The 13,571-nt window shown below is 70.5% G+C and carries 7 protein-coding genes; 6 read left to right on the top strand and 1 reads right to left on the bottom strand.

The window, feature by feature from the left end:
* Window positions 1-149: 149 nt before the first annotated feature.
* The 6 genes from gyrB (at window position 150) to ACYU7G_RS01630 (ending at window position 12,491) form a co-directional block, all read left to right on the top strand.
* Window positions 150-2,153 (top strand): DNA topoisomerase (ATP-hydrolyzing) subunit B, encoded by a 2,004-nt coding sequence (gyrB, locus tag ACYU7G_RS01605; RefSeq protein ID WP_461105130.1) that lies wholly within the window; start codon window positions 150-152, stop codon window positions 2,151-2,153.
* 54 nt (window positions 2,154-2,207) lie between these two features.
* On the top strand, window positions 2,208-4,844 hold the full coding sequence (gyrA, locus tag ACYU7G_RS01610; protein ID WP_461104075.1) for a DNA gyrase subunit A: 2,637 nt from the start codon (window positions 2,208-2,210) through the stop codon (window positions 4,842-4,844).
* Entirely contained in the window at window positions 4,837-5,958 is a 1,122-nt protein-coding gene (locus tag ACYU7G_RS01615) for a DUF3566 domain-containing protein (protein ID WP_461104077.1), read from the top strand. Before gyrA ends, ACYU7G_RS01615 begins: the two co-directional genes overlap by 8 nt.
* Before the next feature lie 403 nt (window positions 5,959-6,361).
* Entirely contained in the window at window positions 6,362-7,270 is a 909-nt protein-coding gene (locus ACYU7G_RS01620; protein ID WP_461104079.1) for a hypothetical protein, read from the top strand.
* The gene (locus ACYU7G_RS01625) at window positions 7,267-8,904 is read left to right on the top strand and encodes a hypothetical protein (RefSeq protein WP_461104081.1); all 1,638 of its coding nucleotides are present in this window, start codon (window positions 7,267-7,269) and stop codon (window positions 8,902-8,904) included. Before ACYU7G_RS01620 ends, ACYU7G_RS01625 begins: the two co-directional genes overlap by 4 nt.
* 260 nt (window positions 8,905-9,164) lie before the next feature.
* Complete coding sequence (locus ACYU7G_RS01630; RefSeq protein WP_461104083.1) at window positions 9,165-12,491, top strand: family 43 glycosylhydrolase; 3,327 nt, start codon at window positions 9,165-9,167, stop codon at window positions 12,489-12,491.
* A 49-nt stretch (window positions 12,492-12,540) separates the two neighbouring features.
* On the opposite strand, the gene ACYU7G_RS01635 is transcribed toward ACYU7G_RS01630, so the two are convergent.
* On the bottom strand, window positions 12,541-13,563 hold the full coding sequence (locus ACYU7G_RS01635; RefSeq protein ID WP_461104085.1) for a LacI family DNA-binding transcriptional regulator: 1,023 nt from the start codon (window positions 13,561-13,563) through the stop codon (window positions 12,541-12,543).
* Window positions 13,564-13,571: the final 8 nt, after the last annotated feature.

Consider the following 13,571-nt stretch of genomic DNA (forward strand, 5'->3'; position numbering starts at 1 on the left):
CGGCGTTTGGGGGGCAACGGCACGCCGGGCACGGACTCCGGTTTGGAGCCGTTTCACGGTAGAGTGGGGTCGTTGCCCGGGCCGTCGGATTCCGACGGCTGTTTCGTGAACAAGGAGATTCGGTGTCGGAAGAGTACGCAGAGGAACTCGTGACCGAGCGGTTGGAGGGCCTTACGGACAAGGCCGACACCTCCTCGATCGGCGACTACGACGCAGACCAGATCTCCGTTCTCGAGGGCCTGGAGGCGGTCCGCAAGCGCCCCGGCATGTACATCGGCTCCACCGGTGAACGCGGCCTGCACCACCTCGTGTCCGAGATCGTCGACAACTCCGTCGACGAGGCCCTCGCCGGTCACTGCGACACCATCAACGTCACCCTCCTCGACGACGGCGGCGTGCGCGTCTCCGACAACGGCCGCGGCATCCCGGTCAAGGAGCACCCCGTCGAGAAGATCCCCACGGTCACCCTCGTGCTGACCGTGCTGCACGCCGGCGGCAAGTTCGGCGACGGCGGCTACAAGGTCTCCGGCGGCCTCCACGGCGTGGGCTCGTCCGTCGTCAACGCGCTCAGCGAGCGGTTCACCGTCGAGGTCAAGCGCGACGGGCACCGCTACGAGCAGAGCTTCGAGCTGGGCGTGCCCACCGGTGACCTGCAGGAGCTGGAGGAGACCGACGAGACCGGCACCACCATCACCTTCTACGCCTCGAGAGACATCTTCGAGACCACCGAGTTCAGCTACGAGACGCTGTCCAACCGCTTCCGCGAGATGGCCTTCCTCAACAAGGGCCTGCGCATCAGCATCACCGACGAGCGCACCGTCCCCAACGAGGAGGAGGACGTCGAGGACGAGAAGCGCTCCGACTCCTTCATGTTCGAAGACGGCCTCATCGACTACGTGAAGTACCTCTCGGGCAACAAGGAGCCGATCCACCCGAGCGTCATCGACGTCGAGGCGCACTCCGAGGAGCTGCAGCTCGGCCTCGAGATCGCGATGCAGTGGAACACCAGCTACACCAGCAACGTCCACACCTTCGCCAACACCATCAACACCCACGAGGGCGGAACCCACGAGGAGGGCTTCCGCACCGCGCTGACCACAAACGTCAACAAGTGGGGCGAGACCTGGGGCCTGATCAAGAAGAAGGAGGACCGGGTCTCCGGTGACGACTGCCGCGAGGGCCTGACCGCCATCGTCTCCATCAAGCTGGGCGAGCCGCAGTTCGAGGGCCAGACCAAGACCAAGCTCGGCAACACCGAGGCCAAGACGTTCGTGCAGCGCGTCATGAACGACCGCCTGGGCGACTGGTTCGAGCGCAACCCCGCCGAGGGCAAGGACATCGTCCGCAAGTCCCAGGCCGCGGCCGCCGCCCGGATCGCCGCCCGCAAGGCCCGCGACATGGCCCGCAACCGCAAGGGGCTGCTCGGCTCCGGCGGCCTGCCCGGCAAGCTCGTGGACTGCCAGTCCACCAACCCCGCCGAGTGCGAGGTCTTCATCGTCGAGGGTGACTCCGCAGGCGGCTCCGCCCGCGGTGGCCGGGACCCGAGGACCCAGGCCATCCTGCCCATCCGCGGCAAGATCCTGAACGTCGAGAAGGCCCGCATGGACCGGATCCTCGCCAACAAGGAGGTCGAGGCCATCATCAACGCGCTGGGCACCGGCATCCAGGAGGACTTCGACGTCGACAAGCTGCGCTACCACAAGATCGTGCTGATGGCCGACGCCGACGTCGACGGCGCCCACATCCGCACGCTGCTGCTGACGCTGCTGTTCCGCTTCATGAAGCCCCTGATCGACGCCGGCCACGTCTACCTGGCGCAGCCGCCGCTGTTCCGGCTGCGCTGGAGCAACGCCCCCCACGAGCTGGCCTACACCGACGCCGAGCGCGACGGCCTGCGGGAAAAGGGAATGGCCGAGGGCAAGAAGCTGCCGAACGTAAACCCCATCCAGCGCTACAAGGGCCTCGGCGAGATGAACGCCGACGACCTGTGGGACACCACCATGGACCCCGACAAGCGGATCCTGCTGCAGGTGACCCTGGAGGACGCCGCCCTGGCGGACCAGATGTTCAACATCCTGATGGGCGAAGAGGTCGAGCCGCGACGCAACTTCATCCAGCACAACGCCCGCGACGTCCGCTTCCTGGACATCTGAGCCACCCTCTAGCCCGCTGCCCCGACTGCAGATCGATCCCTGAGAAGGTAACCGATGACTGACACCCCCCAAGGCCCCGAGGACAACGAGGGCCAGGAGCACGGCCTCGTGCCGCCGTCGATGGGAACCATCACGCCCGTCGACCTCCAGGACGAGATCCAGAAGTCCTACCTCGACTACGCGATGAGCGTCATCGTCGGGCGTGCCCTGCCCGACGTGCGCGACGGCCTCAAGCCGGTCCACCGTCGCGTCCTGTACGCGATGTGGGACGGCGGCTACCGCCCGGACCGCGGCTGGAACAAGTGCTCCCGCATCGTCGGCGAGGTGATGGGCCTCTACCACCCCCACGGTGACTCGGCCATCTACGACACCCTCGTGCGCCTCGCCCAGCCGTGGGCGATGCGGCTGCCGCTGGTGCAGGGGCAGGGCAACTTCGGCTCGCAGGGCGACGACAAGGCCGCCGCCATGCGATACACCGAGTGCAAGCTGGCCCCGCCGGCCGCCGAGATGGTGCGCGACATCGAACAGAACACCGTCGACTTCAAGCCCAACTACGACAACCGCGAGCACGAGCCCGTCGTCCTGCCCTCCCGGTTCCCGAACCTGTTGGTCAACGGCTCCACCGGCATCGCCGTCGGCATGGCCACCAACATCCCCAGCCACAACCTGCGCGAGGTGGGACAGGCCGTCAACTGGGCCCTCGAGCACCCCGAGGCCACCCAGGAGGAGATCCTGGAGGCGGCCATGGAGCGCATCCAGGGCCCCGACTTCCCCGGCGGTGGCCTGATCGTCGGCCGCCAGGGCATCGAGGACGCCTACCGAACGGGCCGCGGCTCCGTCGTGATGCGTGCCGTCATGGACCTCGAGGAGGACAGGAACGGCCGGCAGATGATCGTCATCACCGAGCTGCCCTACATGTGCAACCCGGACTCGCTGGCCGCCCGCATCGCCGAGCTCGTCAACAGCGGCAAGCTCACCGGCATCGCCGACGTCCGCGACGACACCTCCGCCCGCACCGGCCTGCGCCTGGTGATCGTGCTCAAGCGCGACGCCCAGCCGCGCGTCGTGATGAACAACCTGTACAAGCACACCTCGCTGCAGGACACCTTCGGCTGCAACATGCTGGCGCTGGTCGACGAGGTGCCCCGCACCCTGCGCCTGGACCAGTTCATCACGCAGTGGATCAAGCACCAGCTCGACGTCATCCGTCGCCGCACCCAGTTCCAGCTGGAGGAGGCGGAGAAGAAGGCCCACATCTACCGCGGCCTGGTGAAGGCGCTCGACGCGCTCGACGAGGTCATCGCCCTGATCCGCCGCTCGCCCACGACGGAGGCGGCCCGTGAGGGCCTGATGCAGCTGCTCGGGATCGACCAGCTGCAGGCCACCGCCATCCTGGACATGCAGCTGCGTCGCCTCGCGGCGCTGGAGCGGCAGAAGATCATCGACGAGCTGGAGGCCCTCGAGCTCAAGATCGCCGACCTGAAGGACATCATCGCCCGCGAGGAGCGGCAGCGCCGGATCGTCACCGACGAGCTGGCCGAGATCGTGGAGCGCTACGGTGACGAGCGCCGCACCCGCATCGTCGCCGCTGACGGCGACTTCTCCGACGAGGACTTCATCCCCGACGAGGAGATGGTGGTCACCATCACCCACGGCGGCTACGTCAAGCGCACCCGCGGTGACCAGTACCGCGTCCAGAAGCGCGGTGGCAAGGGCGTTCGCGGCGCCACGCTGCGTGCCGAGGACGAGGTCCAGCACCTGTTCACCGCCAGCAACCACGAGTGGATCCTGTTCTTCACCAACATGGGCCGCGTCTACCGGGAGAAGGTCTGGCACCTGCCGGAGTCCGGTCGTGACGCCAAGGGCGGCCACATCGCGGGCATCATGAGCTTCCTGCCCGACGAGACCATCGCACAGGTGCTCACGCTGCGCAGCTACTCCGACGCCGAGTACCTGCTGCTGGCCACCAAGAACGGCCTCGTGAAGAAGACCGCCCTGTCCGCCTACGACTCGGCCCGCACCGCCGGCGTCATCGCCATCAACTTCCGCGAGGAGGACGACCGCCTGATCGGCGCCGCCCTGTGCTCGACGGAGGACGACGTGCTGCTGATCTCCCGCAAGGGCCAGGCCATTCGCTTCCAGGCCAACGACGAGCAGCTGCGCCCCATGGGTCGCGCCACCTCCGGCGTCACGGGCATGAAGTTCCGCGACGGCGACGAGCTGCTGTCGATGGCCGTCCTGGAGGGCGACGTCGACCTCTCCGACCGGTTCGTGTTCACCGTCACCGACGGCGGCTTCGCGAAGCGTTCGCTGGTGGACGAGTACCGCCAGCAGGGCCGCGGCGGCCTCGGCATCAAGGCCATGAAGCTGGCCGAGGGCCGTGGCCAGCTCGTCGGCGGCCTCATCGTCGGCGAGAACGACGAGGTCATCGCGATCAAGGACTCCGGACAGATCACGCGTAGTGCCGTGGCCGACGTCCCCGTCAAGGGACGCGACACCATGGGCGTGAAGTTCGTCGGTATCAAGGGCAAGGACGCGGTGGCCGCCATCGCGCTCTACCCCGAGAGTGATGAGCCCGAGGAGGTGGAGGACGAGACCGCCGAAGGTGAATCCGCACCCGAAGCGGGTACCGTAGACGAACACGTGGCCGAAGATGCGGCCACAGTGATCGAGGAGGATGGCGATGAGTGATAGCTCGCCACGCTGGCCGGGGTCCAACGGATCCCCCGGTCTGGAGTTCTCCCCGCGGCCTCCCGCTGCGGGCGGCGGTGCAGGCTCCAACGGCCCCGCCGCGCGCCTGAACGGTTCGCAGGGAGTCCAGGGCGGCTCGGCCGGTTCCCGTCCGTCCGAACCCGGTGCCTCGGCCCGTCCCGCCGGCAGCCGGCCCACCCCACCTCCTTCCGGCGACGCCACACCGAAGACGTCGGCGCAGCCCGGTGCCGCGGTCTCCGTCGAGACCCCGCCCCGCACCGGCGACGGCGCATCCGCCGCCCAGTCGGCACCCGGTTCCGGCGACACCCGGCCGAAGGCCGATGCGGCCGTTTCGGAACCGGCGGACTCGAAGCCGTCGGCCCCCAATACCGCCGCCCCCGAGGCACCCACACCCGGGGCGGCACCCGAGACCCCCGCCTCCCAGGCCTCCGGCCAGGACCCGAAGCTGCAGGAGTCCGCTGCGTCCTGGGCCTGGCAGCCGCTCGGCGCCGAGCCCGACGCGACGCCGTCGGCCCGCTCCGCCGGCTCCGCCGCGGACAGTGCCACCACCATCCGTCCCGCCTCCGGGGCTTCCGCTCCGGCGGCCGCCGCCGTCGGGGGTGCCATCTCCGGTGCCGCCGCCCGCGCCGCGGACCAGGGCAAGCAAGCGGCCACCACGCGCCGCACCACCCCGTCGCCCGCCACCTCCACGCCGAGTGCGGCGGCCACCCGTCGCACCGGCACGCGCCGCACCCGCAAGGCCCGTCTCCGGCTAGCGCGCCTGGACCCCTGGTCCGTGATGAAGACGACGTTCTTGTTCTCCATCGCGTTCGGCGTCATCCTGATGGTGGTCGCGTGGGTGTTGTGGACGGTGCTCGCCGGCTCCGGTGCGCTGGAGTCCCTGAACCAGTTCATGACCACGCTGATCGGGCAGGAGGGTGAGCAGTTCAACGTGGAGAACTACGTGAACGGGCCCCGTGTCCTCGGTGCCGCGGCCGTGCTCGCTGCCATCGACATCGTCATCCTGACCGCCGTCGCCACGCTGTTCGCGTTCCTGTACAACCTCGCCGCCACCGTCATCGGCGGTCTCGAGGTCACCCTCGCCGAGGACTGAGCTCCTCTCGCCCGCGACCCACTGGGGCGCGCCCGAGCTGCGCCACTGGGTGGGCCGGGCCGACGCCACTGGTGCGCCTGGGCTGGCGCCACTGGTGCGCCCCGGGTCGGCGCCACTGCTGCTCCCGGCCGACACGACTGCCGCGACTGGACTGCCACTGACCCGACACGCCGACAGAAATCGCCGGAAGGGGCACCCGCACCCCTTCCGGCGATTTCTGTCGGCGAGTCGGGTCGACGGGAGATCAGGCCGACGGCGCACGGCCCGCCCGTGCTGACCCGGGCCGACGGCGCACGGCCCGCCCGTGCTGACCCGGGCCGACGGCGCACGGCCCGCCCGCGCTGACCCCGGGCCCAAGTATCTTCGGAAGCGGACTGCAATCCTTCCAGAGGGGGCTATTCGGGTGGACGTTTATGGCGAGAGCGGCAGGCGGGCGCACCGCACCGGCGTCGTCGGCGTGGACGCCGAGACCGAGGACACGGTCGACAACCTGGAGGTCTACGAGGCGCTGGTGAACCCCAAGGAGGCCAACTCCGGGGGCAACAAGGGCAGGGGCGGCATGATGCCGCCGATGATGATGGGCGGCGCGGGAGCGGGTGGCGGGTCCTCCGCGGCGGCCTCGGCCGGCGCCTCCCAGGCAGCAGCGGTCTCGACGGCGGGCGCCACTGCCCGCGCGGTCCCCGGCCCGATGGCCGCCGGTACTACGACCGCCGCCCCGGTCGCTTCCCCCGGAGCGGGTGCGGGCACCGCCGGGGCCGGCTCGACGCCGTCGTTCGGCGGGGGCGGCCTCCCCAGTGGGGGTGGCGGGGTTCCGACGGCGGGGCTCGGTGCCGGTGTGGTCGCGGCCCAGTCGGAGGACCCGGGGAATCCCGGAGTCGGGGAGGACCAGCCGGAATCCCCCGGAACCGACCCCGATCCGGTCGCCGAGGAGGACGACGGGGAGGGCGGTCCGGTGGACGGCATCGGCCGGATCAACCCGCTCCCGCCCACCAACACGGACCTCCCGCCCGACGACGTGGTGGAGGTCAATCCGGCCGAGATCGAACGGCTGGCCAAGGAGTGGTCCTCCCTGTCCGACTCCATGACCGGACTCAGCACCAACATCAGCAACCTGCAGGCCGACGCCGGGGCCTTCGGCATGGTCCGCGACCCGGAACCCGTCTACGGCAAGATGACCGACGGTTTGAGCCGCCGATCGGGCGGTGCCGCCGCGGAGTTCGAGCAGATCTCGGCCGGCCTGGCCGCCAGCGCCGCGGCCTTCCGCGCCACTGAGGACGACGCCACGGCGAGCCTGGGGGGACTGACCGAATGAGCACGGAGCGAATGGATGAACTGCTCACCATCGCGGACCGGGAACAGGTGGAGTCCGTGGTGCGCGCCCACGCCATGCTGCGGGACCGCGCCAACACGGCCATCATGCTGGACACCCGGGAGCAGCAAATCGTGTTCCAACACCTCGGTGGCGTCCTGGAGCCCGCCGTCGCGGCGGTCGAGCTGGAGGCGCGCGGCTGGATCGACCGGGCACAGAAGCAGCTGGTGGAAGTCGACTCGATGCTCGAGCACCTGATGCGCGTCATCACCACCCCGCCGAGGACCGCCCACCTGGGACGTTCCTGGATCCAGGAGATCGCGCACATCGACGAGATGATCGAGACGGCGCAGACGTTGCTGGAGGCGCCCGAGTGGAAGGGCACCGCTGCCGAGGCTCACCTCAGCGCCATCCCCGCCCAGATCGAGGCGCTGCGCAGCCTCCGCAGCCAGGCCGTGACCGCAGGCGAGTCCGTGATCGCGGTCGGAGCCCTGCAGAACACCATATTCGAGGCGTCCGCGCTGTTGATGGTGGCCGCCGCAGTGCAGGTGGACGTGCGTCCGCCCGGTGACGTCGTGCCCGCCGTCCTCTACCGCCGCACGGTGGCGCTGGTGAGCATCCTGGATGCCCTCCTGAAGGCCCTTGACCAGCAGTTCTCGGGCGAGGGCACCTGGAAGCAGTCGGCGCAGGACCTCAGCCAGGGGCTCGAGGACGCCACGTCCGGCATCGGGTTCGAGTGGCCCAGGGCCACCCGTGAGAAGGACCCCGGCGATCGCAAGAAGCGTGGCGAGGACGAACGCGACGGCGGTCACGGCGGTCCGGCCGGCCCAGGTGGTCCGCGTCCCGGCGACGACGAGCACGGCACCGGCGACGAGCCCGGCGACGACGAGCACGGCACCGGCGACGAGCCCGCCGACGGCGACGAGGTCACCGACGAGGAACCCACCGACGGCGACGAGAACGCCGACGAGGAGCCCACCGACGGCGGCGCGGATGAAGAGGCCGCCGACGGCGAGGGCGGCCCCGGGGACGAGTCGGCCACCGACGAGACGGGGTCCGACGAGCCCGGCCAGGACGAGACTCCGGGCGCCGAGGACGAGGAGGCTCCGGGAGGCGAGGACTCCGGCGCAGAGGGGGACTCCGGTCCCGAGTCGGGGGATGAACCGGCCCCGGACGAGACACCTGCCGAGCCCGACCCGACGGACCCCGAACCCCAACCGGAGCCCGACCCCGCACCGGAACCCGAGCCAGAACCTGCGCCGGAACCAGATCCCGCACCTGAGCCCGACCCCGACCCCGTACCGGAGCCGGAGCCCGCTCCGGAACCGGATCCTGCACCCGAGCCGCAGCCAGATCCGGCACCCGAACCGGAGACTGCCCCCGACCCCGTGCCCCAGCCGCAGCCCGAGCCCGCGCCGTCGCAGCCGGAGCCCGTGCCCGACCCGATGCCGACGACGCCCGCGCAGCCCGGTGCGGGGACCGCGGAGCCGGTGCCGCCCCCCGTCGAGCCCACGGACCCGCAGCAGGCGGCCTGGGAGGAGGAGCAGATGATCGCCAACGAGGAGGCCTGGGAGCGGATCTACAAGGACCGTGAGTTGGCCAAGGAGTCGTTGGGGGAGCGCACCCTGATGCCCTGATGCTCACAGCGACGACGCCCGCCCGGTGGTATCCGGGCGGGCGTCGTCGCGTCGCGAGCGCCAACACCTGCCTCCCGCGCCGTCACCCGCCTTGCAACGCAGGTGACGGGTGACAAGGACAGGCGCCCCATGCGAAAGGTTTCGAAAAGGGTTGCGAAGCGCCGTTCTCCATGTCTAGTCTCGCTGTCGAGGGCGCGGCAAGCGCCGGGCCGGGACCGTCGCAGTCACCCGGCAGGACTGGACACGAGGGAGTGGCTCGCATGACAACAACAACCCGTAGACGCGCCTGGGCGGCGCCCGCACTGGCCGTGGCCATGGTGGCCGCGTTCGCGGCGCCGTCGTTACCGGCCGCCGCGGCGGACCCGGTGCCGTTCCACTCCGACGGCAACCCGATCATCGCCGACGGCTCGTACTACACCGCCGACGCCGCCCCGCTGGTGGCCGACGGCAAGCTCTACATCTACGCCGGTCACGACGAGGCGGACCCCCAGCAGGGCACCTTCAACATGCATGACTACAGCGTCCTCGAGACCGCCGACGTGGCCTCTGGTGACTGGGTGCACCACCCGCAGAACCTGATCCCCGGCGACGTCTTCGCGTGGGCCACCGGCGACGGCGCCTACGCCGGCCACACCGTCCAGGGCGACGACGGCCGCTTCTACTGGTACGCCCCGGTCCAGACGGTCGACGCCTCGCAGCCGAACCGCATGGCCATCGGCGTCGCCGTCTCCGACACCCCCGTCGGCCCCTGGACCGATGCCCTGGGCGAACCGCTGCTGGACTGGGCCGACGTGTTCGGCACCTCCACCAACGGCCAGGAGATCATCGACCCCCACGTCTTCCGCGACGACGACGGCACCTGGTACCTCTACTGGGGCTCCTGGTACGTCGCCCGCGCCATCGAACTCGCGCCCAGCATGACCGAGCTCGTAGGCGAGATCCACGTCCAGGAGGGCCTCGACAGCTTCTTCGAGGCCCCGTGGGTGTTCAAGCGCGGAGACCTCTACTACATGGCCTACGACTGGAAGGACGCCGGCAGCGACTGCACGCCGTCGAACTACCAGGCCTGCATCGCCTACGCCACCGCCGACAACCCGCTCGGCCCCTGGGACTACCAGGGCATCATCCTGGGCGGCACCTCGTCGACGACCGTGCACCCGTCGATCATCGAGTTCGACGGCTCCTGGTACGTGACCTACCACACCAAGGACGCCGACGGCGGCGGCCACTTCCGCCGCTCCGTCGCCATCGACGAGGTGTTCTGGGACGGCGACACCATCCTGCCGGTCACCCAGACCTGGGCCGACGACCCGGCGCTGCAGCTGACCGAGAACGTCGCCCTCGACGCCACCCCCGTCGCCTCCTTCACCGAGACCCCGCCGATGCGGATCGGCGCCCTCAACGACGGCCGCCAGCCCACCGCGCTGCTGCCGCCGGACCAGTGGGGCAACTACCGCGGCACGGACAACACCCGTGAGTCCGACTGGGTGGCCTACACCTGGGAGGCGCCCGTCCGCATCGACGGCGCCGGAATCCAGTTCCACCGCGACAGCAACTGGATCCGCCCGCCGGCCAGCTGGGTGCTCGAGTACCTGGATGCCGACGGCGCCTGGCAGCCCGTCGAGGCCGACACCCACCCGACGGCCGTGAACACCTGGAACGAGGTCAACTTCACCCCCGTCACCACCACGGCCCTGCGCGCCACCTTCAACGGGGCCCCCGAGGGTCCCTACTTCCACTCGGTCTCCGTCTCCGAGCTCGAGGTGTACGGGGTGGCGGCCGACGCCGTCGCGCCGGTCGAGGTGGCCACCCGCCCGGGCGTCGCGCCCGAACTGCCCGAGGCCGTCCGGCTGGACTTCGGCGACGCAGGCACCGCCTGGGCGCCCGTGACCTGGTTCCCCGTGGACCCGGCTGACTACGCCGCCGAGGGCAGCTTCACCGTTCAGGGCCGCGCGCTCGGACACGCCGTCGAGTACGTCACGGCAACGGTGGTCGTGGACGACGAGGCCGGGCCCACTCCGTCGACCGACGAGCAGGCCCCCGTGGTGGGGATCTCGCTGCTGGGTGACGAGGGCGACGAGGGCTGGTTCTCCTCCGAGGTGACCGCCCGCGTCACGGCCGACGACGCCGTCGACTACCGCACCGACATCGAGGTCCGCCTCGACGAGGGCGACTGGGAGGCCAACGCCGACGCCCGCTTCGTCGACGTGGTGCTGGATGCCTCCGGCGCCATCAGCGCCCGCGCGACCGACACCGCCGGGAACACCTCCGACGTGGTGACCCGCGAGGTCAGGATCGACACCGACGCCCCTGACGCATCGGCCGTCGTGGACCCCGAGACCCGGGCCACCACCATCACCGCCACCGACGCGCTCTCCGGGCTGGCGTCGCTGCGCTACAGCCTGGACGGGGGCGAGTGGCGCGACGTCGCATCCGGCGACGCGATCCCGGCACCCGACGCGCTCCCGCACGAGCTCGCCTACCGGGCCGCCGACGTCGCCGGCAACGAGACCGCCGGCAGCGTCTCCATCCCGATCGCGGACCCGTCCCAGCTGAGCGGCAACATCGCCCCCTACGCGGCAGCCACCGCCACCTACACCGCGCCGTGGAACACCGTCGACGGCGTCAACGACGGCACCGCCGCACCGCTGGAGGACGCGCCCGGCAAGCTCGGCGTGCCGTGGGGCACCTGGCCCGAGGTCGGCGAGCAGGTGGCCACGCTCGAGTGGGGCTACGACGTCACCATCGACGGCTCCGCCATCTGGTGGTTCCAGGACTCCGACGACGCCGCGAACGCCGGCATGATCGCGCCGGCCGACTGGGTGCTGCAGTACCTCGGCGAGGACTCCGAGTGGCACGACGTCGTCCTCACCGACGACGCCACCTACGACCGGGCCCGCGACCAGTGGAACCCCGTCACGTTCGAGCCCGTCACCACCACCTCCCTGCGTGCCGTCATGCAGAGCTGGGGCGAGGAGGAGGGCGGCGGTTCCGCCGGCATCACCGAGTGGCAGGTCTTCGCCGCCGACACCGACCCGGGCGAGGAACCCTCGGAGGAGCCTAGCGAGGAGCCGTCCGAGGAGCCTTCGCAGGAGCCCAGTGAGGAGCCGAGCGAGGAACCTTCGCAGGAGCCCAGTGAGGAACCGTCCGAGGAGCCCAGTGCTCCCGCGCAGGTGGACGTGTACTCGGTGCCCGGGTTCCACAACGTGAACGGCCGCTGGTGGTTCACCGAGTGCGAGGCGTACTCGCAGACGGCCCGCTGCGAGACCCAGATCTGGGCCAGCACCGTGGCGGAGCGCAACGGTGAGTTCGTCCAGACCAACGGCTGGACGTTCAACAACCTCACCTACCTGCCGTGGATGACTCGCGCGCAGTGGGGTGAGAACCCGCTTGCCAACGCCGGGGAGTTCACCAGCGACGGCCGCCAGTGGCGCACCGAGTGCGACACCGCCGTCACCGGCAGGAACGGTTGCCGCACCTGGGTGGAGGCCGACTTCGTCGCCGGCACCCGCGCCGCCGACGGCACCTGGACCTACGCCTGGACCACCGACTGGGTGTTCAACAACATGGTGCGCTTCGGCGGCTGACAACCCTGGTGACAGTCGTTCACGCTGGTCACCACCGCCCGTGGAGGCGTCAGCTCTCGCGGATCGTGGAGCCGCGGATGACCAGCCGCACGGGCAGGTGGTGGGTGCCGGGGTTGATGAGCTCGTCGTCGCCCATGGCCTGGAACAGGCAGCGGGCGGCCTCGCGTCCGAGCTGCTGCAGGTTGGCGTCGACGCTGGTGAGTTCGGGCCGGGAGTTGGTGGCGAGGATCTCCCAGTTGTCGTAGCCGATGACGGCGACGTCGTCGGGCACCTTGCGGCCGAGGCCGCGCAGGGTGTCGAGGACGCCGCGGGCGATCTGGTCGGAACCGGCGACGATGCCGTCGATCTCGGGGTGGCGCTCCAGCAGCACGTGGGTGGCGTCGCGGCCCCAGCGCTCGGACCACTGGGAGAACATCGTCTTGCCCTGCAGCTCGAGGCCGTGCTCCTCGAGCGCCTGCCGGATCCCGAGCGTGCGGTCCTGGGCTGCGGCGTAGGCGGGGTCCCCGCTGATGTGGGCGATGCGGGTGCGGCCGCAGTTGATGAGGTGCTCGGCCGCCAGCTTGCCCCCGGCCACGTTGTCCGGGGTGAGGGAGATGTCCGAGGGATCGTCGGAGGGGCCGTAGGCGTAGACGACGGGTACGGGCAGGTTGCCGATGGAGGGGCGCTGGTCCGTGGAGGCACCGACGACGATGATGCCGTCAACGCGCCGGTTGAGCAGGGCCTTGAGGTGGTACTGCTCGCGGATGGCGTCGCCGCGGGCGTCGCACAGGAAGACACTGACCTTGCCGGCGCCGAACGCGTCCTCGGCCCCCATCACGATGGGCAGCACGAAGCGGCCCTCGAGGTCGCTGGTGAGAACGCCGACCGTCCCGGTGCTGCCGTTCAGGAGCGAGCGCGCCACCTCGTTGGGTGTGAACCCGATGCTCTCCGCGGCCTCGAGGACGCGGGCGCGCGTGGCCGCGGCGACGTCGTCGCGGCCGTTGATGGCCTTGGACGCGGTAGCGATCGAGACCCCGGCCAGCTCCGCCACCTGGCTGAGTGTCGGGGCGCTGCTGCGCTTGTTCTTGTTCACTTCACTCC

It is taken from the genome of Tessaracoccus terricola, from assembly GCF_054776555.1.